Annotated in this window: 24 protein-coding genes; 13 read left to right on the top strand and 11 right to left on the bottom strand. The window is 63.9% G+C overall.

The annotated features are described in order from the left end of the window. From AC239G_RS01720 to AC239G_RS01735, 4 genes are all read right to left on the bottom strand, one after another. Positions 1-765, bottom strand: coding sequence for an enoyl-CoA hydratase (locus AC239G_RS01720; RefSeq protein WP_487489670.1), 765 nt, complete (start codon positions 763-765; stop codon positions 1-3). Next, complete coding sequence (locus AC239G_RS01725; protein ID WP_180345660.1) at positions 762-1991, bottom strand: CaiB/BaiF CoA transferase family protein; 1230 nt, start codon at positions 1989-1991, stop codon at positions 762-764. Before AC239G_RS01725 ends, AC239G_RS01720 begins: the two co-directional genes overlap by 4 nt. A gap of 64 nt (positions 1992-2055) precedes the next feature. Further along, positions 2056-4998 (bottom strand): FAD-binding and (Fe-S)-binding domain-containing protein, encoded by a 2943-nt coding sequence (locus tag AC239G_RS01730; protein WP_487489671.1) that lies wholly within the window; start codon positions 4996-4998, stop codon positions 2056-2058. Positions 4999-5005: 7 nt separating this feature from the next. After that, entirely contained in the window at positions 5006-6091 is a 1086-nt protein-coding gene (locus AC239G_RS01735; protein ID WP_487489672.1) for a pyridoxal-phosphate-dependent aminotransferase family protein, read from the bottom strand. A 485-nt stretch (positions 6092-6576) separates the two neighbouring features. Between AC239G_RS01735 and AC239G_RS01740 the strand changes: the two genes are divergently transcribed. The 3 genes from AC239G_RS01740 to AC239G_RS01750 all read left to right on the top strand — a co-directional run bounded on the left by AC239G_RS01740 (position 6577) and on the right by AC239G_RS01750 (position 9005). Continuing rightward, complete coding sequence (locus AC239G_RS01740) at positions 6577-8019, top strand: SLC13 family permease (RefSeq protein ID WP_487489673.1); 1443 nt, start codon at positions 6577-6579, stop codon at positions 8017-8019. A 120-nt stretch (positions 8020-8139) separates the two neighbouring features. Then, complete coding sequence (locus tag AC239G_RS01745) at positions 8140-8610, top strand: helix-turn-helix domain-containing protein (RefSeq protein WP_139469487.1); 471 nt, start codon at positions 8140-8142, stop codon at positions 8608-8610. A 59-nt stretch (positions 8611-8669) separates the two neighbouring features. Beyond that, positions 8670-9005: a HepT-like ribonuclease domain-containing protein gene (locus AC239G_RS01750; protein WP_218973660.1), complete on the top strand. Its 336-nt coding sequence runs from the start codon at positions 8670-8672 to the stop codon at positions 9003-9005. A 123-nt stretch (positions 9006-9128) separates the two neighbouring features. Here AC239G_RS01750 and AC239G_RS01755 read toward each other — a convergent pair whose 3' ends face one another. Then, entirely contained in the window at positions 9129-12155 is a 3027-nt protein-coding gene (locus AC239G_RS01755; protein ID WP_487489674.1) for a DEAD/DEAH box helicase, read from the bottom strand. A 73-nt stretch (positions 12156-12228) separates the two neighbouring features. Here AC239G_RS01755 and AC239G_RS01760 point away from each other — a divergent pair, with 73 nt between their 5' ends. From AC239G_RS01760 to AC239G_RS01770, 3 genes are read left to right on the top strand one after another with little or no spacing between them, the layout of a single operon-like run. Continuing rightward, a complete protein-coding gene (locus AC239G_RS01760; RefSeq protein WP_487489675.1) occupies positions 12229-12597 on the top strand; it encodes a DUF6841 family protein in 369 nt (122 codons plus the stop codon). Beyond that, the gene (locus AC239G_RS01765) at positions 12594-13043 is read left to right on the top strand and encodes a VOC family protein (RefSeq protein WP_139469484.1); all 450 of its coding nucleotides are present in this window, start codon (positions 12594-12596) and stop codon (positions 13041-13043) included. The genes AC239G_RS01760 and AC239G_RS01765 overlap by 4 nt, the downstream gene beginning before the upstream one ends. Then, the gene (locus AC239G_RS01770) at positions 13040-13339 is read left to right on the top strand and encodes a biopolymer transporter Tol (protein WP_139469483.1); all 300 of its coding nucleotides are present in this window, start codon (positions 13040-13042) and stop codon (positions 13337-13339) included. Before AC239G_RS01765 ends, AC239G_RS01770 begins: the two co-directional genes overlap by 4 nt. Positions 13340-13406: 67 nt before the next feature. Here AC239G_RS01770 and AC239G_RS01775 read toward each other — a convergent pair whose 3' ends face one another. Beyond that, a complete protein-coding gene (locus tag AC239G_RS01775) occupies positions 13407-13871 on the bottom strand; it encodes an SRPBCC family protein (RefSeq protein ID WP_139469482.1) in 465 nt (154 codons plus the stop codon). A gap of 237 nt (positions 13872-14108) precedes the next feature. On the opposite strand from AC239G_RS01775, the gene AC239G_RS01780 reads away from it, so the two are divergent. Next, the gene (locus tag AC239G_RS01780; RefSeq protein WP_458310561.1) at positions 14109-15389 is read left to right on the top strand and encodes an ArgE/DapE family deacylase; all 1281 of its coding nucleotides are present in this window, start codon (positions 14109-14111) and stop codon (positions 15387-15389) included. A gap of 54 nt (positions 15390-15443) precedes the next feature. Here the strand turns inward: AC239G_RS01780 and AC239G_RS01785 are convergent, their stop codons facing one another. Beyond that, the gene (locus tag AC239G_RS01785; protein WP_458310560.1) at positions 15444-16166 is read right to left on the bottom strand and encodes a haloacid dehalogenase type II; all 723 of its coding nucleotides are present in this window, start codon (positions 16164-16166) and stop codon (positions 15444-15446) included. A gap of 148 nt (positions 16167-16314) precedes the next feature. Here AC239G_RS01785 and AC239G_RS01790 point away from each other — a divergent pair, with 148 nt between their 5' ends. The 3 genes from AC239G_RS01790 to AC239G_RS01800 all read left to right on the top strand — a co-directional run bounded on the left by AC239G_RS01790 (position 16315) and on the right by AC239G_RS01800 (position 18483). Further along, entirely contained in the window at positions 16315-17100 is a 786-nt protein-coding gene (locus tag AC239G_RS01790) for a helix-turn-helix domain-containing protein (protein WP_376904959.1), read from the top strand. A gap of 190 nt (positions 17101-17290) precedes the next feature. Next, the gene (locus tag AC239G_RS01795) at positions 17291-17953 is read left to right on the top strand and encodes a small multidrug efflux protein (RefSeq protein WP_487489676.1); all 663 of its coding nucleotides are present in this window, start codon (positions 17291-17293) and stop codon (positions 17951-17953) included. 107 nt (positions 17954-18060) lie between these two features. Continuing rightward, the gene (locus tag AC239G_RS01800; protein ID WP_487489677.1) at positions 18061-18483 is read left to right on the top strand and encodes a hypothetical protein; all 423 of its coding nucleotides are present in this window, start codon (positions 18061-18063) and stop codon (positions 18481-18483) included. On the opposite strand, the gene AC239G_RS01805 is transcribed toward AC239G_RS01800, so the two are convergent. Continuing rightward, positions 18467-18718, bottom strand: a complete 252-nt coding sequence (locus AC239G_RS01805) for a hypothetical protein (RefSeq protein WP_487489678.1) — start codon at positions 18716-18718, stop codon at positions 18467-18469. The genes AC239G_RS01800 and AC239G_RS01805 overlap by 17 nt on opposite strands. A 160-nt stretch (positions 18719-18878) precedes the next feature. On the opposite strand from AC239G_RS01805, the gene AC239G_RS01810 reads away from it, so the two are divergent. After that, positions 18879-19529, top strand: coding sequence for a homing endonuclease associated repeat-containing protein (locus AC239G_RS01810; RefSeq protein WP_487489679.1), 651 nt, complete (start codon positions 18879-18881; stop codon positions 19527-19529). Positions 19530-19629: 100 nt separating this feature from the next. Here the strand turns inward: AC239G_RS01810 and AC239G_RS01815 are convergent, their stop codons facing one another. The 3 genes from AC239G_RS01815 to AC239G_RS01825 form a co-directional block, all read right to left on the bottom strand. Next, the gene (locus AC239G_RS01815; protein WP_487489680.1) at positions 19630-20820 is read right to left on the bottom strand and encodes a pyridoxal phosphate-dependent aminotransferase; all 1191 of its coding nucleotides are present in this window, start codon (positions 20818-20820) and stop codon (positions 19630-19632) included. A 144-nt stretch (positions 20821-20964) separates the two neighbouring features. Continuing rightward, positions 20965-21501: a VOC family protein gene (locus tag AC239G_RS01820; RefSeq protein WP_487489681.1), complete on the bottom strand. Its 537-nt coding sequence runs from the start codon at positions 21499-21501 to the stop codon at positions 20965-20967. Between the two features lie 33 nt (positions 21502-21534). After that, on the bottom strand, positions 21535-22191 hold the full coding sequence (locus AC239G_RS01825) for a GntR family transcriptional regulator (protein ID WP_487489682.1): 657 nt from the start codon (positions 22189-22191) through the stop codon (positions 21535-21537). A gap of 186 nt (positions 22192-22377) precedes the next feature. Between AC239G_RS01825 and AC239G_RS01830 the strand changes: the two genes are divergently transcribed. Then, entirely contained in the window at positions 22378-24609 is a 2232-nt protein-coding gene (locus tag AC239G_RS01830; RefSeq protein WP_487489683.1) for an alpha-ketoacid dehydrogenase subunit alpha/beta, read from the top strand. Between the two features lie 17 nt (positions 24610-24626). Next, complete coding sequence (locus tag AC239G_RS01835; protein ID WP_487489684.1) at positions 24627-25967, top strand: dihydrolipoamide acetyltransferase family protein; 1341 nt, start codon at positions 24627-24629, stop codon at positions 25965-25967.

Consider the following 25967-nt stretch of genomic DNA (forward strand, 5'->3'; position numbering starts at 1 on the left):
TTACTCCCCGGTCCACTCAACCGGGGTCTTGGTGAGGAATCCTTCGACGGCGTTCGCGAAGTCCTGACTGCCGTAGACCTTTGAGACGACATCCGCATCGTCGACGGGTCCGCCGGCAGCCAGCCGGCGGAGGTTCTCCTTGATCGCCCACTGCGTCAGCGGTGCCCCGGTCACGACCCGCTCGATGAGGGCTTCGGCCTCGGCGTCGAGATCCTCTGCGACCGCGGTGAGGAACCCGGAGGCCAGCGCTTCCTGCGCGTCGACCTTCCGCGCGGTGATCAGCATCGACGCCGTCCGCGGTTCCCCGAACGCCCGGACCAGCCGGCGCAGGGTGTTCGCGGACAGGGTGTTGCCCAAGGTGCGGGCGATGGGAACGGAGAACGCCGAGGCGGCCGATCCGATCCGCACATCCGCGCAGCACGCGATCCCCAGACCTCCGCCCACACAGTGGCCGTCGATGACGGCGATGACCGGTTTGCCGACCGTGGCCAGAGCCCCGAGCACTTCGTCGATGCGCTGCTCGTACGCGACTCCGTCCTCACCGGTGAACCCCCGGAACTGCGCGATGTCCGTGCCGGCCACGAAGGCTCGGCCCCCGGCTCCACGGAGGACGAGGGCACGCAGCTGCGGGTCCGCGTCGACCTGAGCGGCCGCCTCGGCGAGCTTCTGATACATCTCGAACGTCATCGCATTGCGCGCCTCGGGACGATTGAACGTGACGCGAAGGGTGCGTCCGACGACCTCGGTGATCACCTGATCGCTCATGACCGGACCTCCGCGGTGATGGTGTCGGTTCCGGCAGGGGCGGAGTCCGAGTCGGACCCGGCCGTCCCGGTACCGCCCGCGAACTCCGCGAGCACCCGGTCGGTATCCGCACCGAGCGACGGTCCGGCCGGACCATGGGTCATCTGCGAACGGGAGAAGCGCATCGGATTGCCCAGCTGCGTCACCTCGCCGAGGCGGGGGTGCTGGGAGGCCCAGAAGAAGTTCCGCTGCTGCAGGTGAGCGTCGGTGAAGACCTGCTCGTAGTCGTTGATCGGTGCGGCCGGGACACCCACGCGATTCATCTCCTCGACCACCTCGGCGATGGTGCGGGCGCGCAGCCGATCCTCGATGACGGCGATGAGGGCCTCTCGGTTGGCGAACCGCAGTGCTGGCTCGGCGTACTTCGGGTGGTGCTCGAGATCGGCGAGGTCGAAGGCCGAGCAGAACCGCGTCCACGTGGCCGGAGTGTTCGCACCGATGGTGACGAAGCCGTCGCCGACCTCGATCGCCTGATACGGTGCCTGCGCCTGATGAGCCGAACCGTTCGGCCGACTCACCGTCCCGGCACCGAAGTACCCGCCGGCCTCCCACACCGCCAAGGACACAGCGGATTCGAAGAGGGAGACATCGAGGTACTGCCCCTGCCCGGACTGGCGTCGCTCATAGAGGGCGGAGACGATGCCGAGCGCGACGTAGAGCGCGGTCGAGAGATCGGAGATCGGCACTCCGACCTTCGCCGGCGGCTGATCGGGGAATCCGGTGATGCTCATCAGCCCCGACCGGGCCTGCGCCATGATGTCGAGGCCGGCCAGGGGAGCCAGCGGCCCGTCCTGTCCCCAGCCCGAGGCGGAGGCGTAGATGAGATCGGGATGGCCCTCGCGCAGATCCTCGTATCCGAAGCCCATCTTCGTCAGCGCCCCGGGTCGCATGTTCTCCACGAGGACGTCCGCCTCGGCGAGCAGGGAGTGCAGGCCGGCTCGGCCTGCGTCGGATTTGAGGTCGAGGACGATCGACTCCTTGTTGCGGTTGAGCCGGATGAACGGGCTCGATTCGCCGTCGACGAAGGGCCCCGCAGCGCGCATTGGATCGCCGCCCGGCGGTTCTATCTTGATGACGCGGGCGCCCATATCGGCCAGCTGCATCGTCGCATACGGCCCGGCGATGAACACACCGAGCTCGAGCACGGTCACCCCCGACAGCGGTCCTGGTGCTGAGTCGTCACTCATTGCGTCCTCTCTGACTGCATTCTCACTGGTCGGTCGGTTCGGCGGGTCCATCCCCTCGGTGCCATCACGCCTCGGCGGCTTCGGGCAGGCGGGAGGCGCGGGCCGAATGCCCGGGCTTCGACGCCTCGCCGGTGAGCAGCTGCGGAAGCGTCATGCCGTTCACGTTCGCGAGGTCCGCCGCCTGGGTGCGGCAGGAGAACCCGTCGGCCAGGTAGATAGAATCCTCCGGCGCATCCCGCAGGGCCGGCAGCAGAGCGTTCTCTGCCACCGCCACCGAGGTCTCGTAATGGCCGGCCTCCATGCCGAAGTTCCCGGCCAGACCACAGCAGCCGGCAAGTTCGTGCACCGTCGCGCCGGTCCGCTCGAGGAGCGCCCGGTCTGCGGCGAAGCCCATGACCGAATGATGGTGGCAGTGAGGTTGGACGACGACGGTGCGTCCCGTGAGATCGGGGACGTCGAGCTCCGCGTCGACGAGGACCTCGGCCAGCGTCGAGGTGGCGGCCGCGATCCGGCGAGCCCGTTCGTCATCGGGGAACAGATCGCCGAGGTCGCTGCGCAGCACCGCGGTGCAGCTCGGCTCGATGCCGACGATCGGAATGCCCTTCCGGGCATAGGGATCGAGGATCTCCATCGTCGATTCGAGCTTCCGCTTCGCCGCGTCGAGCTGTCCGGTGGAGATGAGTGTCAGCCCGCAGCAGGCCTGCTGCTGCGGCAGGAGGATCTCGAATCCGGTCGATTCCAGCAGGTCGACGGCCGTCCTGGCCCCGGCATCAGAGAGGTATTCGGTGAACGAATCCGCCCACAGCAGGACCTGTTTCTTGCTCGCCGAGGTAGTGCTCACGTATTCGTCGGCGATGAGGGCGTCCCGATCCGCCGCTGAGGCACCGCGCGCCTCGGCGGGGGAGATGCGGGACTTCGCCCAGCGGGAGAACCGGCGATCATTGAACCGGACCATCTTCCGGCGTGGGTCCATGCCGCCGCCGGTCAGGACGAGTGTGGCCAGGGGGCGGAACTCCAGCACCGCGTTCGCCAAAGCGCTGACTCCGGGCACCGCGGTGAGCAGGCGGCCCCAGGTGGGCAGCCAGCCGAGCGAATAGTGTGCGAGGGGACGGAGCCTGCCGCGATAGGTGCGGTGGAGCACCTCTGACTTGTACTGGGCCATGTCGACCCCGGCCGGGCAGTCGGACGAACAGGCCTTGCAGCTTAGACACAGGTCGAGGGACTCGGCCACCTCGGCGCTGTCGAATGCGTTGATCAGGCCTCCGTTGGTCACCTCTTGGAGGACCCGGGCGCGACCGCGGGTGGAGTCCTTCTCATCTTTCGTCGCCAGATACGACGGGCACATGAACCCGCCGGACCCGGAGGTGTCGGCACGGCATTTGCCGACGCCCACGCAGCGGTGGACGGCGTTCGTGAAGCTGCCTTTGTCGTGCGCGAAGGAGAAACCGCCGGCCGTGCCGATCGAGATCGACTGCGGCCTGCGCAGGTCGGAGATGATCGGCAGCGGGTCGACGATGATGCCCGGATTGAGCAGGCTGTTCGGGTCGAAGAGCCGTTTGACCTCGCCGAGAGCGGCAATCGCCTCGTCCGAGTGCTGGAGGCCGAGGAGTTCGGACCTGGCTCGCCCATCGCCGTGCTCGCCGGAGGCGGATCCGCCGTATTTCGTGACGAGTCGCCCGGCCTCCATGACGAAGTCGTGGAAGACGTCGATGCCGTCGGGGCGGTCGAAGGGGAAGTCGGTGCGCATGTGCACGCAGCCGTCACCGAAATGGCCGTAGGGCAGGCCGCGGATTCCGTAGGAGGCCATCAGCTCGTCCTGGTCCCGCAGGTAGTCGCCGAGCACCTCGGGCGGAACCGCGGCGTCCTCCCATCCGGTCCAGGCGGGGTCGCCGTCTTCGGTGCGTCCGGCCAGACCGCCGGCGTCGGCGCGGATGCCCCACAGGGTGCTCGCTTCTTTTCCGGCGGGCAGGATGCGGAAGTGGTCGGTGCCGGCCTCGGCGGCGATGATCTGGGCGTTCGCGACAGCTTCGTCCGCGGTGGTGCCAGCGACCTCGATGAGCAGCCAGCCCTTGCCCGCCGGCAGTTCGGGCACGGCGTCCTTGCCCTTGTGGTTGCGGACCATGTCCATGAGCCGCGAGTCGATGCCTTCGACGGCGAGCGGGCCGTGGGGCAGCACCCGGGGGACGGCATCGGCGGCTTCGAACATGTCCGGGTAGCCGAGGACGAGCACCGTGGGTGAGTTCGGAAGATCGCCGAGGCTGACGACCGCCTCGGTGATCGTCGACAGTGTGCCTTCGCTGCCGACGAGGAACTTCGCGAGGTTCGGGCCGTTCTCCGGGAGCAGATGCTCCATCGCATACGCCGAGGCCTGGCGGCTGAACCGGCCGAACTCGGTGCGGATGACTCCGAGGTGACGGCCGGCCACCTCGGCGAGTCCGGGAATGGGATCGAGCCCAGCGCCGGCGAGGAACGAGCGGCCGGTGCCGTCGATGGCTGTCATCTCGACGATGTTGTCGACGGTGCGGCCGGCCGAAATCGCGTGCGGTCCGCAGGAGTTGTTGCCGATCATGCCCGCGATCGTCGCCCGATTCTTCGTCGAGGGATCGGGGCCGAAGGTCAGCCCGTGCGGTTTCCCGGCCTTCTGCAGCTCACTCATGAGCACACCTGGTTCGACCCGGGCGGTCTTCGCCGTTGGGTCGATGTCGAGGATGTGGTTGAGGTGGCGGGAGAAGTCGATGACGATACCGGTTCCGATCGAGTTGCCGGCCTGTGAGGTGCCGCCGCCGCGGGAGGTGATGGGCACACTGTGCGACCTGGCCACGTCGAGAATCGAGACGACGTCGGCCGTCGATTGCGGGAAGGCGACGACCTGTGGGACCACTCGGTAGTTCGACGCGTCGACGGCATATTCGGCGAGTCGGCGGGGCGAGGTGTCTACGGTGCCTGCGATGCTGCGGGTGAGATCGGTGACGACGTCGGTGATGTCGGTGTTCGTGTCAGCGCTCATGGTGAGCTCAGCTCTCGCGGAGGATGTCGAGGGCGGCTCCGAGTCCGGCCGGGTCGATCTTCACTCCCGCCAGCTGCAGTCCCATCTGGACGCCCGCGAGGGTTCCGGCGAGGGTGAGATCGTTGAGATCACCGAGGTGGCCGATTCGGAAGACCGTCCCCTGGAGTTTGGACAGGCCCGCCCCCAGAGACATGTCGAAGCGGTCGAGGATGAGCTTTCGCAGCTCATCGGCGTCGTGTCCGTCGGGCATGACGACGGCGGTGAGCACGGGGGAGTGTTCGCTCTCGTTCGTGCACAGCACTTCGAGGCCCCAGGCCTCGACTGCGGCACGTGTCGCTTCGCCGAAGCGGATGTGGCGGGCGAAGACGTTGTCCAGGCCTTCCTCATTCAGCAGCCGCAATGATTCCTTGAGTCCGAACAGGATGTTCGTGTTCGGGGTGTAGGGAGTCATCCCGTTCCTGCCGGCGGCGAGCATCTCCGTCCAGTTCCAGACGGATTTCGGAAGGGACGAGGACTTGTGGGCTTCAAGGGCCTTGTCGCTCACGGCATTGAAGGACAGTCCCGGTGGGAGCATGAGGCCCTTCTGCGAGCCCGAGACCGTGACATCGACGCGCCATTCGTCGTGCCGGTAGTCGACGGAGCCGAGTGAGGAGATCGTATCGACCATGAACAGAGCCGGGTGGTCTGCGGCGTCGATGGCCGCGCGGATCTCGGAAATGCGGCTCGTGACCCCGGTCGAGGTCTCGTTGTGGACGACGCAGATAGCTTTGAAGCGGTGGTCGGTGTCAGCGGCGAGGGCTTCGCCGATCTTCTGGGGATCGGCGCCGGTGCGCCAGTCGCCCGCAATGACCGTGGGTTTGAGTCCCCATTTCTCAGCCATCGTCTTCCACAATGAGGAGAAATGCCCGGTTTCATAGCAGAGGATCTCGTCGCCGGGGTTGAGCGTGTTGACCAGCGCAGCCTCCCACGCCCCGGTTCCCGTGGCCGGGTAGATGACGACCTGATTGGAGGTGCCGAAGATCTCGGCCATGCCTTCGAGCACATGGCTGAAGAGTTCTTTGAAGGCAGGCCCTCTATGGTCGATTGTGGGCATCGAAATCGCCCGAAGAACAGTATCGGGAACGTTGCTGGGTCCCGGGATCTGTAGGAAATGCCGTCCGCTGATTGTCATTGAAGAATCCTCTCTGATTCCACGATGCGGTACAATACTTTCATTTGACGCTACCACAATGGTTTCGAGAGAAAAATGCCTTTTCCAGGATTCGGAACGGAGTTTTGCGGCATTCAGCTCGTCTGTCGAGTTGAGCCTTTTCTGTCCGGTTCGAATTGCGGTATTCCATTTTCTCTGAGTCTTTGACGTGGAGTTCTGTACTGTCCTGTGGCGAAAGGATTACTTTGAAAACCGCGGATTGGTATACATGCTCCTGTTATTCGGGAAAGTGAAGTCGGGGTCTTGACGGTTTGGAATTCCTCGGGGCAGACTTTCATAAAGTAGCAGCAAGATTTCCACATCGTGGAATGTCGGTTGCGGCAATGGGGTCGTTTCCGACTGATTCACACATCGCATAGGAGCGAATTGTGTCTTTGGAGATTGCTTCGATACTCGTTCTCGTGGCTCTGTTCGTCATCGCCACCTTTGTTTCGGTCCATATGGGTGCGCTCGCGCTCATGGCGACCTTCCTGTTCGGAACCTTTGTTCTCGACGAAGACGTCGACACCCTGTTGTCAGGTTTCCCTGCAGATCTGTTCCTCATCCTTGTCGGTGTCACGTATCTGTTCGCCTTGGCGAAGGACAACGGCACGGTCGATTGGATCGTCCATATCCTCGTCAAGGCCGTCGGCGGTCGAATAGCGCTGATCCCGTGGGTGTTCTTCGTCGTCACGGCTCTGCTCTCCGGTTTCGGTTCCGTGGTGCCGGCGGCCATCGCGATCATCGCGCCGATGGGGATGGGCTTCTCCCGGCGGTACGGCATCCGACCGCTGCTCATGGGGCTCATGGTCATCAACGGAGCGACGGCCGGCGGCTTCTCGCCGCTCAGCATCTTCGGCACGATCACCAATCAGGTCGTCGAACGCAATGACCTGCCGGGCAGCCCGCTGCTGCTGTTCCTCGCGTCCTTCGTCTTCAACGTCATCCTCGGCTTGGTCTGCTTCTTCCTCTTCGGCGGGCGGGAGCTGCTGGGCAAGCGCGATCTCGGGCATGGACTCGAAGACAAAGACGGTGAGCCTGCCGGTGGTGTCGGAGCCGGATCGGGCGGCACCGGTGCAGGCGGCTCGGGCGGAGCGGATGGCTCTGCTGGCGGCGTGGACGGCGGATCGGGCGGCTCTCCTGCGCCGTACCACGACCCCGAGCGCAGGGCGGCGCGACGGTCGGTGCAGACGACGATGGTCAAGGACGCCGACGAGGACGTCGAAGTCACCACCCTCGACCTCAACCGCATCGTCACCCTTGTCGGGCTCGTCGTTCTCGCTGTGATGGTCGTGCCGCCGCTCAACCAGGACGTCGGCTTCACCGCGATCAGCGTCGCCGTGATCATCTCGTTCTTCTCGCCCCGCATCAGCAAGGGCGCGGTGAGCAAGATCGCGTGGCCGACAGTGCTGCTGATCTGCGGCATCGTCACCTACGTCGAGCTCATGGAACGACTGGGCACGATCGACTGGCTCGGCGAGCAGGTCGCTGGCATGGGCGCTCCGCTCTTTGCGGCACTCATCATCTGCTTCATCGGTGCGGTGGTCTCGGCATTCGCGTCGACGACGGGCATCCTCGGTGCTCTCATTCCTCTGGCAGTGCCGTTCCTGCTCACTGGAAGTGTGAGCGAGATCGGCCTGATCATCGCACTGGCGATCTCGTCCTCGGTGGTCGATTCCTCACCGTTCTCGACTTCTGGAGCGCTCGTCGTGGCGAACTCGCCGGAGGACCAGCGTGACAGGGTGTTCAAGCAGCTCATGGTGTGGGGCTTCTCGATGGTCGTCATCGCACCGATCGTCACCTGGCTGATCTTCGTCGTCCCCGGGTGGTGATGAAGGATCCAGTCCCGGGGTCGGGGGTGGAAGGTCAAAGGCTTTCAACGCGAATCGGCGATGGGTTGGAAATGTCTGTGCCTATGGTGTTCATTATTGCACGGGGCTATATTTGAATGTATGGGACGGTTCCAATCGGATAATCCGGGCGAACTCATTCGCGAAGCGCGTCTCGATCTGGGAATCACACAGACCGAGTTGGCCCGGCGCGCCGGCCTGAGTCAGTCCAGCCTGGCCCAAATAGAATCGGGCAAGCGGAACGTCTCCTCTGAGATGCTCGAACGCGTATTGAAAGCGGCAGACTACCGACCCTCACTTGCCCTCGAGATGGCATTTGAACGAATTCGTGACGAAGCTGACCGCCTGGGCCTGAGGAATCTGAGGGTGTTCGGCTCGGTGGCCCGCGGCGACGATGGTTTCAACAGTGACATCGATTTCCTCGTCACTGCGGATGAGGAAGTCGACCTGTTCGATCTCGCGCTTTTCGGAGAGCGGGTCCGACAGATCACCGGCTTCCCCGCAGATGTCGTTGTCGATGATGGTCCGATCCCACCCGGGTGGCAAGCAATGCGAGAGGCCGTGCCGGTATGAACCCATCGGAACCTCATCGAGGCACGTATCGCCGGCCCCCGCGGCGGGAGAAGACGGACGTGGACTTTGACCGGGCGAACATCCGTACCGAGTTGAGGGCGATTCTGCGACGCACGCAATCGGTGGCCGCGACTGCCCGCGAAGAGTTTTCGGACGGAACCGCTTCCTACGATATCGCCGGCATCGCAATCATTCGCCTCGCGTCACTGACCGAGCGGGCTGAGTTCGCGATCTGGATGAAGCTGCTGACGAAAGATGAAGTCCTCAGCATCAGAGCGACCCGGAATATCGTTGCTCACGCGGGCTACGCGTCGATGGATGATGACCGCTTCTGGGACACGGTGACAAAACGTGTGCCGGAACTTATCGAGAGGCTGCTGAGCTCCGAAGAGTGAAACGGCGTCGCTTTCGGTCGCCTGGGCGACCGGGAACTATTGAGGCCGGTCTGGCGAGAATATTTACTTTAGGGCACCTAAAGTAAATACTCTTCCGTGATCCGTGAGGTTAGCTGGAATCGCCTACCCCTCGAGCAGCCCCTTGATGTCCGCGGCGGTCACCGTCTGGCTGAAGGCTTGCCCGCCTGGGCCCCGGCCCACGTACGTGCCGGCGTCGGACATGAGGTCGTCGAAGAGTTCGGCCTTGCGCTTCTGCAGGGCGAGCACCTTCTCCTCGATCGTGCCCTCGGCGACATAGCGGTAGACCATGACGCTCTTCGTCTGCCCGATCCGGTGCGCCCGGTCGATCGCCTGATTCTCCGAGGCGGGATTCCACCACGGATCCATGAGGAAGACATAGTCCGCCTCGGTGAGGTTGAGCCCGAACCCGCCGGCCTTGAGGCTGATGAGGAACACCGGCGCCTCACCCGACCGAAACGCATCGACGACCGCACCGCGATTGCGCGTCGACCCGTCGAGGACGACATAGGGAATCCCGCGAGCGTCGAGGTCCGCGGCGACGTTGGACAGGAACGACGTGAACTGGCTGAACACGATCGACCGGTGGCCCTCGGCGATGACATCGTCGAGCCGTTCCAGGAGCGCCGCCAACTTCGACGACGGCACCTCAGTATGTTCGGCATCGACGATCGACGGATCGAGAGCGAGCATCCGCAGCAGCGTGAGCGACCGGAAGACGATGAACCGCTGCTTGTCGTATTCGCTGTCGATGAAGCCGAGGATCTTCTTCCGCTCCTTCTGCAGAATCCGATCGTAGAGTCTCCGGTGCGCGGCATTGAGCTCGACCGAGATGACCTGCTCCTGCTTCTCCGGCAGGTCCGCAGCCACGAGATCCTTGGTCCGACGCATCATGAACGGTCGGATCCGCCGCTGCAGACGCTGCATCCGTCCCGGGTTCTCACCCGACTCGATCGGTCGGACGTATTCCTCCTCGAACCGGTGAGGACTCGGGAACAGTCCGGGTGCCGTGATCGAAAACAGTGACCACACGTCCTTGAGCGAGTTCTCCAGAGGAGTGCCGGTCAACGCGAGCCGGAACGGTGCCCGCACCTCCTTCGCCGCCAGGTGCGTCTGCGCCGACGAATTCTTGACGAACTGCGCCTCGTCGAGGATGAGCCCCGCCCACTCCATCCGCGAGATCGGGGTCTCCTCCAGCCGGAGCATCGCATACGACAAGACGACGACATCGGCACCGCGAGCCACCTCGGCGAGGTCGGACCCACGCGCCCGCGTCGACTCAGCCACGACACGAACATCGAGGTCAGGCGTGTACGCGGCGGCTTCCTTCACCCAGTTCGGCACCACCGAGGTGGGCGCGACGACGAGGAAGGGAGTGTCCGCCTTCGCGTGCGCGATGAGCGCGAGCGTCTGCAGGGTCTTGCCCAGACCCATGTCGTCAGCGAGGATCCCGCCCAGCCGGCACCGATACAACAGTGCCAACCACCGGAATCCCTGCACCTGATACGGGCGCAGCTTCGCACCGTTCAGGTCGGGCACCTCGGTGGCGGGCAGGTGTTCGAGGTCGGCCAGTGCGCGCACCGAGTCTCTCCAGGTCACGGCCGGTTCGGACTCGTCGGCGAGGTCCTCGAAATCCGACCACAGACCCATATGCATCCGTGAGATCTTCGGCGCTCCGGGCTCCCATTCGGGGATGAGGTCCGCCTCGGCGAGGAGGGCCTTGAGCTTGTCGAAGATCGGCTTGTTCAGCGACAGGAACGAATCGTCGGAGAGCTTGATCTTCTTCGTCCCGGCGGCCAACGCCTTGTACAGCTTGACGAAAGGGACCGGGCGGCCGTCGATGCTGATCTGGAAGCCGAGGTCGAACCAGTCGTTCTTCTCCGACTCGACCGAGGTGATCTTCACGTTCGGCTCCCCGCCGAGCTCCCGGTATGGCTGCTTCTTCCCGCGCGTGATGACCTTGACGTGCTCGATCTCCTCTAGCCCGGGCAGGACGTTGACGACGAAATCCGCGGTGTCGGCGTCGTTGAGTTCGACGTCCTTGATGCCCGGCAGGGCGGAGCCGGTTTCGTGGGTGTCGGCGAGGAGTTTGTCGACCTCGGTGACGACGGCATCTTCGAAGTCGAGTTCGCGTTGCCTCGCATATTCCCTCGCCGAGGCGGCGCTGAGCCTCAATCGATCGACGACGGGGAAGGTGCGGCGGGGTCCCTGGTATTCCCAGTACCAGCTTAAGGAGAGTTTGTCGCCGGCGCCGAAGGCGGCGAAGACGACGAGGCGGGGGCGACCGTACTGGGGGAAGGCGACGGTGGCGTCGCTGCTGATGACCTCGGCGCTGGAGCGCAGCTGCGGGTAGTACTCCTCGAAGAATTCTTCGGCCTCGGCCTCTGGGATCGTGATCGGGCCGGGGGAATGGAGCACGGGCAGTGCGGATTCCTTCGTCGGGGTCTCCGCGGGGGCCAGGGTGACGGTGAAACCGCTGGTGACGTCGACGCCGAAGAAGCCGTGTGTCCAGATCGGCTTGATCAGCCCGGGAGTATATTCGCGTTCGTCGATGGTCGCCCGCGTCTGCACCTGCAGGCGGTTCTGGCTGCGGCGGATGTCGATGGCGGCGCGGGCGGTGTGCCCGATGCGGACGGTCATATCCGGATTGATGCCGACGAATTCGATGCCGAGCTTCTTCCCCTGCGTGAAGTGATCCCACAGCAGGGGGGTGCGGAAATCGCCGAGGTGGTACGGCGCCCCGTCGGGCGTGAAGTCCGTCTTCCCGCGGGTGCGCAGTCCCGCGAGTTGGGTGAACCATTCCTGGTGGGCCGGGTCGATGTCGAACTGCCGGGCCATGCGGTCGATGGTGCGCCAGGTCAGGGACTTCTTCACCCAGTTGCCGGACTCGCTGAGCATGAGCGGGCGGATCGCGAGGCTCGGATTCGCGCCCGGGGTGACGTCGTCCTTGTCGAGGAGGACGGAGTGCTGAGCTTCGAACCATGAGCGGGGGATGACCTGGACGAGCTCGAATCCCAAGGCCACGGGCGTGTGTGAGTGCGGAGCCGCCTCGGCGAGTGGGGCGAAGGCATCACGCCAGTCGGCGGGGATGGCGGCACCGGTCGTGGCGGCGGACGGTCGGGTCTCAGGCACGATGCCATCTTCTCATTGGAGGGTGACATGGGGTGACGGAGCTGTGTCAGGGGCGCGGAGTAGCATCTGCGGCATGGATGAGGACAAAGAGGTTCACAGGCAGTTCTTCGACACCTATACCCGTGCGCTCATCGATCGGGACGCCGCAGCAATCGCCGATCATTACGCGGTTCCGGCGCTCATCGAGTTCCCGAGGCAGCGGATCCTCGTCACCGAGGCGGCGCAGACGGAGAGCTTCTTCGCGAGCGCTTTCGGACAGTACTCGGGCGTCACCGAGGTGAACGCCGAGGTCACGGTGGCAGCATCGACCGACCACAGCATCTGGGCCGACGTCACGTGGAAATATCAGGGAGGTGCCCCCGACGAGCGGAACATGTATCAGCTGGTGCGTATCGAAGACGGCTGGAAAATCGCGGTGCTCACGCCGTTGGAGCTCGGATGACGGGTGAGGCGGAAGACGCTGGATTTCCTGAGCTGCTCCACACCGTCATCGATACGACCGAGCCGAGGATGCTCGCGGAGTTCTATCGACGGCTGCTCGGCTACGTCTATCGCCCGGGAGACGAACCGACCGACGGTCGCAGTTCAGGGACGAGTGCCGAGCCCGAGGTCCCCGACTGGCTGGTGCTCACTGATGCGAGTGGGAACCGGAAGCTCGCTTTTCAGCGGGTTGATCGCCTCGAACCGACGACGTGGCCGGCAACGGACATCCCCATGCAGATGCACCTCGACCTCACGGTGCCGAACCGGACCATGCTGGAACGACAGCTGCAGCGTGCCGAAGACCTGGGTGCCGAACTGCGCGTCGATCGTACCGACGATGAGGACGAACCGCTGTATGTCTTCACAGATCCCTCCGGCCATCCGTTCTGCATATTCGTCGCATGAGCGAGAACAGCGACAATGATGACGAGCGTTGGCTGATCGTCAAAGGACGCCGGTGGCGACGAACCGACCCAGCACTGGAACCGAGCGTGATCGAGGAACTCAAGAGCCGCCTCGGCGCCGCGAGGAACGCCGTCAAGCAGGCGAAGAAGCGGGGCGATGGAAAAGATCTCGCGGAGGCGAGACGGAGGGTGGATGTCGCGAAGAACGGCCTCGGCGAACGCGGTGAATATTGGTGGGAGATGTCGCTCGAAGACCGTCGTCGGCGCGCGGAGACGGCCCTGAACGAACTGCGCTGAGTTCGAACAGGGCCGTCAGGGTGCTGTCAGGCGTGAGGAACACGCGCCTGCGCGCTGCTGCGCGGCGTTAGACTCCGGACACCGCTGCTGCCAGGTTGCCGAGGGACGACTCGAGGTCCTCTTCGCTGACGGCCGGGAAGTCGACCTGCTTGAGCACCTCCTTGTCGGTGACCGCGCTCCAGTCATAGGTCACGGAGACCTCGGTCGAGTCATGGCTGTGGGACGTGAGTTCCCAGACCCACTCCCAACCCGGTGGCTCCTCACCGGCTGGTGCCGTCTTCCAGGCGAGAAGCTTGTTCTCCTCATAGCCGATGACGTGGTTGTCGGTCTTGTAGTCGCCGCCCATCTTGTCCCAGTGCATATTCATCGAGAACTTCTGACCGACCTCGGTGATGCGATCGGTCTTGTCATCCGACTGGACCATTCCCGAGCCGTCGATCTCGGCATGACGCTCTGGATTGGAGAGGACGTGGAAGATGTCCTCTACGGGGGCATCGATCGTGCGGGAAGCGCTGATGCTCGTCTCATTCATGCTTGTCACCTTTCGTCAGATGGTGGCGGGAGTACGGGTCGGTCGACCCGTCCCTGACGGCCACGCTATACGCTCGATCCAAGTGACGGGAGGGGGTGCGCAATCAATCACAGCAAATGCGGTCACTCTTCCGGATACTCGTTGAGGAATGCAGAATAGCCGACAGAGGTACGTGCCATCCGCGTCTCCGGGGCTCGGACCGTCAACCATCAACACGAGAACTGGGAAGAGCACAGCATGAATCGAGAAGTCGCCCAGGCCATCACCGACGCCGTCGACAACGCGTTCGATCGTCAGCTTGAGTTCACCGGTGATCTGATCCGCTGTCCTTCTGTCCGCGGCAGTGAGGCGGCGATCCAGGACCGCATGGAGCAGGAATTCGCCGACAGGGGACTGGAGACCGACCGCTGGCGCATCGACGAAGAGGACATCGAGGATCACGTGGGCTTCGGACCGATGACCGTGCCCTACGACGAAGACTTCAACATCGTAGGCAGCTATCGGCCGGCAGTCTCGCAAGGCCGATCCCTGATCCTGCAAGGTCATGTGGATGTCGTTCCGACCGGACCCTTGGAGAATTGGACTACTCCGCCCTTCGAGCCTCGAGTCGAGGACGGCTGGCTGTACGGACGTGGCGCCGGGGACATGAAAGCCGGACTCGCTGCCAACCTCTTCGCCTTCGACGCGATCTCCGCTGCCGGATTCTCTCCTGCAGCCCCGATCCATCTCCAATCCGTGGTGGAGGAAGAGAGCACCGGCAACGGAGCGCTTTCGGCACTTCTGCGCGGCTACACCGGCGACGCCGTGCTCATCCCGGAACCAGAAGAGAACGCTCTGGTGCGAACCAACGTCGGAGTCATCTGGTTCACCGTTCGTGTCGAGGGGAAACCGAGTCATGTCCGGGAGATGAGCAAGGGCTTCAACGCCTTCGATGCGGCAAATGACGTGATCGCCGACCTGCGCACACTCGAGACGGATTGGAATGGCCAAAAGGACCGGTACCCGGGCTTCGAGGATGTCGAGCATCCCATCAACTTCAACGTCGGAGAGATCTCGGGTGGAGACTGGCCCTCCAGCGTCCCGTCATGGTGTGAGATCTCCGTGCGTGCCGCCATTTATCCGGGGATCGACCCGGAACAGGCGTGGGAAGAGATCCAGGAGCACGTCCGGCACGCGAGCATCGCCCGGCGCGGTCAGGACAGTCGCCTGCCACGCCTGGAGCGAACCGGCTTCTTCGCCGCAGGATATCGACTCGACGAAGGCGGAGAAGCTGAGGCCGTCCTCGGCTCGGCCCACCGGGATGTGTTCGGCCAGCCCCTGCGGTCGTTCTCCACGCCGGGCTACCTCGACGGCCGGGTGTACACGAACTATGGATCGATGTCGACTCTGACCTATGGTCCCCGATCCCTCGACATCCATGCCTTCGACGAGCGCGTCCACATCGAGTCCGTCCGCAACATCACGAAGACCATCGCTCTCTTCATCGCCGAGTGGTGTGGGTTGGAGCCGTTGAAATAGTCACTTTGGCGTTCTGCAGGGACTGCTGGCCCAGCACCCGTTCGAAACGATGCGTCAGCCGATCTGATCGGCCAGGTCCTCGAAGTCCTCGGCAATGATGTCCCATTCGCCCGTGGGTTCGAGATCGATGGTCTGATCGGGTCCATGCTCGGTGGGTCGCCGAACGAAAGCCGTGCGGAGCCCGAGGGACTGCGCCGCGGCCAGATCGCTGTTGTGCGCGGCGACCATGGCGACTTGATGCGGTTCGAGACCGAGGATGTCGGCGGTCCGCAGATACACGTCGGGGTCCGGCTTATAGGCTCCCGCCACCTCGGCGCCGAGGATCGCATCCCAGGCAAGACCAGCACGTTTGGCGACGTCGAGAGCCAACCGGATGTTCGCATTCGACAGTGGAGCGATGATGAACTGCTCCTTCAAACGGGTCAAACCTGCGACCGCATCCGGCCACGGATCGAGCCGATGCCACGCAAGATTGGTCTCGTCGAGGACCGGCGCGGGAATCGAGTTCGGATCGACGCCGAGACCTCTGAGCACTTGCTCGAGATTCTCCCGGTGGAGCACATCCAAACGAACGAACTCTCGGTCACCGTTGCGCACCCGCTCCATCGACGGCTGATATTCGGCCCGCCAAGCGTCGGCGAACTCAAGCGGAACGAGATCGGGAACATGGTCGCGCAAGTGCACGGCCACCTCGGCGGCTACACTGCTGCGCCAGTCGACGACGGTGCCGAACATGTCGAAGACGAGCGCCTTGACCGAATCGAATCCTGCTCTCATGGTTACACGGTAGTCCGCGCACATCAGACCGTCCACGTCGGTTCTCCCGCTCACCATGTCAGTCCGTCCGCTTAGACTGAGCGGTGTTGGGAGTCGACGAGGACCTCATCGACACTGAACTACACGGCATCGGCGGAAGGACCTGACCGTGGGATGGAGCACGAGCGAATTGGCGCGGCTGACCGGCACCACGGTCAACACGATTCGGCATTATCACAAGCTCGGGCTGCTCACCGAGCCCGAACGGATGAGCAACGGATACAAACAGTACGGGGCTTCCCACCTGCTGCGGCTCCATCAGATCCGGCGGATGCGCGAACTCGGGATCCCGTTGTCGGATATCGGTTCGGTCGACGACGATCACGAACAGCAGCAACTCGCCCTCAAGCAGCTTGAGGTCGATCTCGGCGAGCAGATCGCGGCCCTGGAAAAAGCACGCACCGAGGTGTCCCAGCTCCTCGAACACGGAGCGCCGATCGATACTGCTTCAGGCTTCATCGACATCGCCGCCCGGATGTCGAATTCCGATCGCGCACTGATGAACATCTATTCGACCCTGTATGAGGAATCGGCTCTCGCGGAGATGCGGTCCATCATGTCCGAGACCACACCGTACGACCAGGAAGTCGATGAGCTCGCCGAGGATGCCGACGACGCCACCCGCGAACGCTTGGCAGAGCAGATCGCTCCGAGCATGAAGCGACAGCTCGAAGCGAAACCCTGGCTCCTCGCGCCGACCGAGCGGATGACCGGGGACGTGAAGATGGGGCAGGCTGCGATCATCGGCTCGCTCAGAGAGCTCTACAACGACGCACAGATCGACGTCATCCAGCGTGCCTTCATCTCTGTCTTCCCGACTCTCGAGATTCCGGACGAAGATCGCGAGCGGTTCATCGCTTTCATCAAGCACGTGGCCGCAGAGGAGGAGGGCTGAGAAAGAGGACTGAAGAAGGCCGAAGAGGAGGAGAGCTGAAGACAGTGACTGGGGAAGATAGCTGAGGATCCGCTGAGTTCGACGATGAGGGCTTGACCCTGTTCTGAGAACACAGTCTGTACTGAACGTATCAACCATCAGATCCGGTTCATCCGAGCCGGGATCTGCCGATCACGTTCAGGAGAACACCATGAACCCCATCATCGAATTCTTCCAAGGTCTCGCCGCTCAGGTTCCGGATCTGCTTCAGCCGTTCATTATCGCCGCGGCCGGGGCGATCCCCTTCATCGAGGGTGAGATCTCCTCGATCATCGGTGTGTGGGCCGGAATGAACCCCGTGCTCGCCGGAATCGCCGGAGCCATCGGCAACTTCATCTGCGTCACCGTCATCGTGCTCCTCGGAGCCCGGGCGCGCCGCGCCGTCGTGAATCGTCAGAGCGAAAAGCGTGAGCTCGCGGCCGTGGGAGTCGGCGCAGGTGTCGGCTCCGGGGCGTTTGATGGCGCTGCGCCCGAGGCAGCTGCCACGCGGAACGGATCCGCCGACGTTCTCTCTCCGGATCCAGCGGCCGACGGCAAGGCCGGTGACACGGTGACGGAGGGCCACCTCGGTGAAGGTGGGAAGCCCGAGTCCAAGGGACGGGTCAAGTTCAAGAAGTTCCTCACCCGCTTCGGTGTTCCCGGTGCGAGCCTGCTCGGACCGCTGGCGATTCCCACCCAGATCACCTCGACGATCCTCGTCAGTGCTGGTGTGAAGACCTCGTGGATCCTGCTATGGCAGGGCATCGCGATCATCGCATGGACGACCCTGACCACACTCATCGCCACCGGATCGCTCGCCCTGCTGGCCGGCTGAAGCCTCAGAGCACGCGGCCGCCGCCTGTGAACATCCGGCCCCGCAGGTGCCGCCCTCACCAACCCACCGCCCACGGACCTCGTCGCCGCAAGAAGAAAGGACGAATCATGCGCTCGCTGTATCGCCACCGGCTGGTCCTCACCCTCACTGGCCCGATCCTCATCGCTCTGGGACTGCCGCTGATCGTCCCGTTCGCCGCGACCCTGCTGGGCGAGACGATGCAGCTGCAGATGCGATTGAGTCTGCCCGAATCGCTGCTCGCGACCTTGGGCATTCTCGTCGCGTGGTTCGTCATCTCGCGGACGATCGACGTCGTCCTCAGCGGAAGCGACATCGGCGGCAAGATGACCGGGCGTCTGGTGTCGGCGGGTGCGTCGCTGCTCGTGCTCGGCGGAGGCTACCTGCTGATCACCGGTTCGATCCCATTGGCCGCGATCACTGCGGTCGTGATCAGCGGTCTGTTCTTCGCGTTGAATACGATGCTCGATGTTCGGGCGAAACGACCAGCACGAATCAGACAACCCAGCTGACCGTGCCCAAGTACTTCTCTCCGGGGCGAACCGCTTCGCACTCCGCTGTGACGATCCGCTTGACAAAGGGGGCATGGGCAGCGGCCTTAGCCAGGACGATCTTCTCGCAGACGGCGCGAGTCTTGTGATACGTGTAGCTGAACTTCACCACATCAGCGTGAGCGGCGGTGCCACCGAAAACGCTCGCCGTGGCCAGAACCAGAGAGGCTGCTCCGATTCCAAGGACTCGTTTCATCTGCATCGTCTTCTCCACTTCTCAGGGTCAGCATTCTCTGTGCGCGGCTACCGTCTGTGGCCGCACGACCGACACTATTTGCGGTTGCGTGAGTCGGAGACGATTGCGTGTACCGAGGTTGAAACCTGATGTTCCCCACTTGGAACGTACAATGGACTGGATGTCTGATACCGGGAGAACCCACACCTCGTCGCTGGCCGTGCTCGGTGCGCTGCTGTTCATCACCGCCCGCAGCCTCGATTCCACTGGCGCGCCGGGGATCCCCGCAAGTGCCGACCCGGCCAAGCTCAGCCCCACCGACCGGGAGACTCTCGCCGAGGTGGAGTCCGCCCTCACCGTCCAACTCGAGAACTCAGGGACGTCCGTGACGTCCACCCTCGCCGAGGTGGCTGCGGCGGTTGCGTACGTCCGTGGCCGGGCAGAGGTCCCGAGTCTGACCGCGAGCCGGTACGACCGGCTGCGCAAGTCGGTGCTCGACGGCCTCGGCGCCACCTCGGCGCAGGGGGCGACCATCTGGCCGCCGACCAGTCAGACCGCGGTGCAGAGGTTCGGGTCCTGGAACGAAGCGCTCAAGGCCGCGGGTCTGGCGACGAACAAGATCGGTCGAGCCAAGGGGCAGCTGCGCTTCGACGCGGATGCCTACGACAAGGCGATTGCCGAATTCCTCGCCGACTGCGAATCACGCGGGACCGCCGCGACCTACAAGGCTTACACCGAATACGCCGCCGAGCATAAGGGCGAGGTGCCCTCGGCCGCGGCCGTCCGGAAGTTCTACGGAAGCTGGAATTCAGCGCTCGCCGCGGTTGAGTGAGGTGCGGATCAGCGACCGTGCATCTTCCCGCCGACCGCTCACGCTATGCGACGCGAGGTCGACGGTAACTTGAGCGGTCGGTGGTCCAACACTCCCGGCATCATCGTCCGGCGGCGAAGGCCTCCAGCCGGTCGCACGCGGTGTTGATGGTTTCGTCCGACACCGCGAAAGTCAGGCGCAGGTACCCCTCGCCGGCCGGGCCGAAAGCCGAACCTGGAATCGTCGCGAGGTTGTGCTTCTCAAGCAGCTGGGACGCCAGCTCCCAGGAGTCCAGCCCCCACTCGGACACGTTCACCCAGGCATAGAACGTCGCCGCCGGGCGCAGCAGACTCAAGCCCTCGATGGCGTTGATGCGCTCGACCATGAGCTCACGCCGCCTGGCATACGAGGCGACCATCTCCTCGACCGCGGTCTGCGGTCCCTCGATTGCGGCGACCGCTGCCTCCTGGACGAACCCGGGCAGGCTCGAGGTCAGGCCCTCCTGCAGCAGTGCCATCGGCGCGATGAAATCCTGCGAACCGATGACGAAACCGCACCGCCAGCCGGTCATGGCATAGGTCTTCGAGAAGCTGCCGATGGCCAGGAACCGATCGAATTCAGCCCCCGCCTCGGCGGTGGGTGGCTTCACCTCGGCGATGGAGGTGAAGACAGCATCGTCGAAGACCATCTCGTCATAGACCTCATCGGAGATGACGGTGAACTCATGCTCATCGGCCAGCGCAGCGATCTGCGCGAGGTCGGCCCGATCCATGACCGAGCCCAAAGGGTTCGACGGACTGTTGATGATCACGGCCGCGGTCCTGTCCGTGATAGCGGCGCGGACATCCTCGGCGCGGAGCTTGAAATCGTTGTCCTCGGTGACAGGAACGGACACGGCAACCCCGCCGAGGCGGTGCACCTGACCCATGTAATTGGGGAAGCTCGGGTCGGGGATGATGACCTCATCCCCTGGGGTGACAGTGACGTCGAGGGCGAAGGTGAGCGCCTCCATCGCGCCGAAGGAGACCATGACGTTCTCGGGCGTGATGGTGCGATTCCACCGAGTCGAGTACTTCCGGGCGATCGCCTGCCGTAGTTCGGGGATGCCTGCATTGGCGACGTAGCGGGTGTTGTCGTTCTCGATCGCGCGGATGCCGGCGGCCTTGATGTGCTCCGGAGTGGTGAAGTCCGGTTCGCCGACGGTGAGCTTCACAGCATCGGGGAAGTCGAGGGCGAGGTTGAACATCTTGCGGATGCTCGACGCCGGGTAGGAAGCGGCCATGGGGGAGATGCGGCTGTGCGAACTCGTCATGGCCTCAGTCTGCCCCCGATCCTGCGGAAGCGACAGGAGTAGGCCGAAGCGTAAGACCGCGGTAGGGCCGTCGCGCCCGCTCGCGTAGACAGCAATAACTCTTAAAGCGTCTGTCGCTGAAAGGTCTAGGGCCGGATTTGCGGCCTACCTCTCAGGCGCGCGAGGATCCCAGAGCAGCGTAGAGGCACCCGCCTCATAGGCCTTCCCTTCGGGGAAACTCACGAGTTCGAACTGCATGCCCCAGGGTGAGAGGAAATAGACCCAGCGTTGGCCCCTGCTGGCACCGCCGCTGGCCGTCGGGTCGCCGAGGACTCGCACTCCCTTGCCCTGCAGCCAATCGACAGCCTCGTCGAGATCGGAGACGTAGAAAGCGAGATGATGGCCCCCGACATCCGAGTTGCGGGGCTGGACCTGGTTCTGATCAGGAGAGTCGTAGGAGAATACCTCGAAATTCGCTCCTGTTCGACAGCGATAGAAGCGGATCTCCTGCATCACTGCGCCGGGGTGCACGTTGAGCCGATTGACCATGAGCCCGCGATCGGCTGGGAACGGACCGAGCGAATAGACGTGGATACACCCGAGTATCTCGGTGAAGAACGTGTGCGCCTGCTCCATGTTCGGGACGGTGAAACCGACATGATCGGTGCCGACGAGACCGGGGATGCCCGCTTCTGTGCTCATTGAGTTGTCCTTTCGATGATCATTTCGTCGTCGTCACGCAGTCGTGAATACTTCGGGATGATGCTCGAGTGCCAAGCGCGTGCGTCGAATGTGGACGGCCATGAGGTCCTCGGCCGAGCGCACATCGCGGTCGGAGATGGCTTTGACGAGCAGATCGTGCTCCATGTGGGTCTCCCTCAGACCGGAATCCCAGACCAATTCCATAAATGCCCGACGGTAGTGCTGTGTCGAGTTCCAGAGCCTGTCGACCATCGAACGCAGACTATTGACCGAAGGCCCCTCGAATGTCGCCAAATGGAACCGCCGATCGAGGTCGAGGAAATCTTCGACAGAGTCCGCCGCGTTCGCCTCGGCAGCCAGTTCGCTCAGGCGTGTCAGAGAGTCCGGCGAATGCAAGGGAACTGCAAGTCCGAGAAGCAGAGGCTCGAGCCGCTCCCTGATGAGATAGCTCTCCTGCAGCTCCGCCAGATTCATCGAAGCGACCCAGGCTCCAGAGGAGGCGACGATCGTCACGAGACCGGCCGACTCGAGGATACGCAGAGACTCCCGGATAGGGATGCGGCTCACTCCGAACTCTTCTGCGATCTCTTCTTGGAAGATCCGCGTGCCGGGACCTAGGGCGCCGCTGAGAATCCGATCGCGGAGCGCATCCGCGATGCGCGCGCTCGATGCCGAAGACGATGTGGCCATTGCTGGTTCCTCTGTGGGTCGTAGGAGTTTCGGACAGTCAGTCAAGACTATCGAGTTCTCTTCGCTCCACTGAGTGTATACATAAAAGGGGTTAAGTGCGCGAAAAGCAGCATTATTCCGCTTGAATGTATACGTAGACTGGGTTAACGTGGTCCGCAACACAGTCCTCGCACCTCTGGAGCATCGATGCCCGTCAACCAAGAAATGTCTGCGCCGAACGCGGTCGAAGTCGTATCCACCACAACTGCTGACTGGGACGCCGCCGACCCGGAGCTTCTCGAATCTATGCTCGTCCACTCACACACGATCCGGATCTTCGAAGAGATCGTCCTCGGACTCGCCGGCAGCGGACTGGTCCACGGCCCGGCGCATTCGAGCATCGGACAGGAGGGCGCGGCGGTCGGCTCCGTCCTCGCGCTCCGAGCGGCCGATGGGGTCAACGGCACCCACCGCGGCCACCACCAGTTCCTCGCGAAGGGACTCTCATACCTGCGGCCGGAGGGGCTGAAGACCGTCGACGGGATCAAAGCCGATGAACTCACGGAATTCGTCCACCGCACCCTCGGCGAGATCCTCGGACTCAGCGTCGGCTTCAGCGGAGGCCGCGGCGGATCCATGCACCTGCAGTGGACCGAAGCCGGTGCCCTCGGCACGAACGCGATTGTCGGGGGAGGCGTCCCCCTGGCCGCCGGCAATGCGTGGGCTCAGCGCCACGACGCGCTCAGTGAGGCCTCGGCGACTGACTGCGAGGCGAGTCCCGATATGGGAGTGACGGTCACATACTTCGGCGACGGGGCCTCGAACATCGGTTCCACGCTGGAGACCTTCAACCTCGCCGCCGCCTGGAAGCTGCCTCTGTGTTTCTTCCTCGAGAACAATCTCTACGCGGTCTCGACCTCCGTCGACGACGTCACCAGCGAAAGTAATCTCGCGCTGCGCGGCCCGGGATTCGGCATCCGATCCTGGCAAGTCGACGGTATGGACCCGCTGGCCGTCTACCTCGCTCAGCAGGCCGCCGTCGAGCACATGCGCGCCGGTCACGGACCGACTCTCATCGAAGCACGCACCTACCGCTTCTTCCACCAGAACGGCCCGTTCCCCGGCTCCGCATTCGGCTACCGCTCCAAAGCCGAAGAAAAGGAATGGCGGGAGAAGGACCCCGTCGACAAGGTCGCCGGCGAAATGATCCGCCGCGGTCTCCTTACGGACAAGGACAACGAGGATCTTGCGGAGCGCATTCGCGAGGTCATCAACCGGATCGTCGGCGAGCTGACCGAAACCGCCCCGGAATCGACGAAGGGCGCCCAGCGGATCCGGCAGGCCGAATGGCCCGACACTGCCGAGGTGGACGCTCACATCCGCTCGTCGGCTGCACTCGGCGAGCTGCCTCCGGGAACCCACGGACCCGCATCCGAAGAAACGATCGAGCGGCGTTTCGTCGACGCGATCGCCGACACCCTCGAGCACAGGATGAGCACGGATGAGTCCGTCGTCGTCATGGGCGAGGACGTCCACCGGCTCAAGGGCGGTACGAACGGAGCGACGCGCGGGCTCGCGGAGGCCTTCCCTGACCGGGTGCTCGGAACACCCATCAGTGAGAACGCGTTCACCGGCCTGGCCGGTGGACTCTCGATGACCGGTTGCTACAGTCCCGTCGTCGAATTCATGTACTCCGACTTCATGTGGGTCGCTGCCGATCAGGTGTTCAACCAGATCGGCAAGGCTCGTCACATGTTCGGCGGCCAGTCCTCGATGCCGGTGGTGCTGCGGTCGAAGGTCGCAATGGGAGCGGGATACGGTTCCCAGCACTCGATGGATCCGGCAGGAGTCTTCGCCACGAATCCGGGGTGGAGGATCATCGCTCCCTCGAACGCCGAAGACTACATCGGGCTGATGAATACCGCGCTCGACCTCGATGATCCGGTGCTCGTCCTCGAACATGTCGATCTCTATGCGCGCAAGGACCAGATCCCGTCCGGCACCCCCGACTACCGGCTGCCGTTGGGCAAGGCAGCCGTCCGTCGGGCTGGCACCGATGTCACAGTCCTCAGCTACCTGAACATGGTCTCCCTCGCCCTTGACGAGGCGGAGGCGCGCACGGATCTCGACGCCGAGGTCATCGACCTGCGCTGGCTCGACCGAGCCAGCCTCGACTGGCAGACGATCGGCGACTCCATCCGGCGGACGAACAGCGTCCTCATTGTCGAGCAGGGACCGATCGGCACCTCCTACGGATCCTGGCTGGCCGACGAAATCCAGCGCAGGTTCTTCGACTACCTCGACCAGCCGGTCCAACGCGTGACCGGGCGTGAGGCGAGCCCGTCCATCTCGAAGGTCCTCGAATCCGCAGCAAACGCCGGTCCCGCCGAAGTCACCCGCGGCTTCGACCTCGTCGCCGACGGCCTGGGCCGCAACTGAGAGCAAGGAACAACACCATGGCACAGCTAGTCACCCTCCCCGCCATCGTCGCGGATGCCACTGACGCCGTCATCGAATCCTGGTTGGTCGAAACGGGCGCGGATATCAGCCACGGTCAGGCTCTGGCCGATATCGAGACTGAGAAGGCCACAGTCGAGCTCGAGGCCGAATCCTCCGGCACGCTCGCCCAGATCCTCGTCGCAGCCGGCACCACCGTCGAGGTGGGAGCCCCGATCGCGGTGCTCGCCGAGCCGGGCGACGGCGAAGCCGAGATCGACAGTCTTCTCGCGGACGTGAACGCAGAGACCGCGACCAGTTCGACGCCAGGCAGCGGCTTATCAGCAGAGGTCGAAAAGGATCAGCCAGCAGTCGAGGGTCTCGAACGCTCGAACGCTTCGAAGGCCGGCACCGCAGACGCCGCTGCCGACACTCCTACCGACACCGCCGAGGCCGCGACCTCCGATATGACCCGGGTGTTCGCCTCGCCGCTGGCCCGCCGTCGTGCCCGCGAACTCGGCATCGACGTCACCGGACTGAACGGCAGCGGTCCGGGAGGCCGGATCATCCGCTCTGACGTCGAGACCGCGGCCGAGGCCGCTGACAGCGGCTCGGCAAGCACCCCGAGGTCCGCACAGTCGTCGACCGTTCCCGCGGGAGACGCTGCAGGCACTGGCTATACCGATGTGCCGCTGACCGGGATGCGACGGGCGATCGCTCGCCGACTCACAGAGTCCAAGACCACCGTTCCTCACTTCTACCTCACCGGGGACATCTGCATGGACGCCCTGCTCGACTTCCGGAAGCAGATCAACGTCTCGCTGGAAAGGCAGGGGATCAAGGCGACGATCAACGACCTCGTCCTCAAAGCTCTCGGTCATGCCCTGCGCGAAGTGCCCGAGGCGAATGCGATCTGGAACGAGAGCTCCATCCGGACGTTCGACTCCGTGGACATCTCCATGGCGATCGCCACCGAGGGCGGCCTGCTGACCCCAGTCGTCCGTGATGTCACCAACCTGTCGATGGCCGCCCTGTGCCGGACGACCCAGGACCTCAAGGTCCGTGCCGGTGAGAAGGCCATACGACAGCAGGAGCTCGAAGGCGGTTCCTTCAGCCTCTCCAATCTCGGGATGTTCGGCACTCGTGAGTTCTCCGCGATCCTCAACCCGCCGCAGGCAGGCATCCTCGCCGTGGGAGCCACCGAGCAGAGAGCCGTCGTCAGCGACGGCGAACTCGCCGTCGCTTCGATGATAACCGTGACCTTTTCCGCTGATCATCGGGTTATCGACGGCGCTGTTGCGGGCAGGCTCCTGACCTCACTTCGGGATGCCCTCGAAGACCCGATGAGTCTGGTGCTCTGA

This window comes from Brevibacterium sp. Lmc1 (genome assembly GCF_057654315.1).